Here is a 939-nt window from a genome sequence, read left to right as displayed (position 1 = left end):
CTTCCCGATACCCCGTGGCAGCGCACCGAGTGGAAACGCGCCAAGGTCGCCCCGGATTTCCACATCACCGTAGCTAGCGTGCGGTACTCCGTGCCGCACCAGCTCGTTGGCCGCACTGTCGATGTGCGCATCACCGGGCAAGTGCTCACGGTCTTCGATGGTGGCCGTGCCGTTACAACCCACACGCTTGCCCACACCCGCGGGGCGTATGTCACCGATGCCGACCACATACCGGCGAACATGGATCACACCCAGGGACTGTGGACGAGCGATTACTTCCTGCGCGAAGCCCAAAAGATCGGGCCGGCGACACGCGCAGTCATCGAGGAAATGATCACGGCGAAAGCAATCCCGGCCCAGGCGTACCAATCGTGCAGGAACGTGCTGTCAATGGGCAAACACGCCAACAAGCTCGTGTTGGAAGAAGCATGTAAGCGCTTGGTCTCCTCCGACGGGACCCGCCGGGCGGTGTCCTACACCGCGGTCAAAAACATGATGGCCGCCGTACGCAAAGAAGCCGCAACCCGACCACACGGCTTCGACCAACCGGCACCGGCCACACCTGGGCATCGGGCCCACGCACCCGCCGCTGCCACACGCGACACCAGCGGCGCCTACCTCGGTGGCGCAGCACAGTTCAGTCTGGACAACCTCATCAAGAAAGGAACCACAACGCCATGACCCCACCGACCCCGCCGCAAGAGCGTTTCCTCGACGAATCCGTCCTCGCGGACTTCACAGCGATGCGCATGACAGCCTTCGGCAAAAGCGTCATCGACATCGCCAACGACCCAGCCTTCGACACGTGGACCTTCTCACAAAAGGTGCTCTACGCACTCGACAAAGAAGTCGCGGCCAGACGCGAACGCCGCATCAACAAACTGCTCAAGGCATCACGATCGCCAAACCCCGATGCCTGCCTCGAAGACGTCGTCTACG

Annotated in this window: 2 pseudogenes; both read left to right on the top strand. The window is 62.2% G+C overall.

Annotation, left to right across the window (positions count from 1 at the left end):
* A pseudogene (locus MHX64_RS11880) lies at positions 1-681 on the top strand (IS21 family transposase); the annotation flags it as partial.
* Positions 678-939, top strand: a pseudogene (locus MHX64_RS11875) (ATP-binding protein); the annotation flags it as partial. The pseudogenes MHX64_RS11880 and MHX64_RS11875, both read left to right, overlap by 4 nt.

Origin of the sequence: Corynebacterium sp. ACRPZ (assembly GCF_022346205.1) — a bacterium.
Lineage (GTDB): Bacteria > Actinomycetota > Actinomycetes > Mycobacteriales > Mycobacteriaceae > Corynebacterium > Corynebacterium lehmanniae.
Note: the sequence above shows the minus strand (reverse complement) of the source record. Positions and strands in the feature narration are given on the sequence as shown.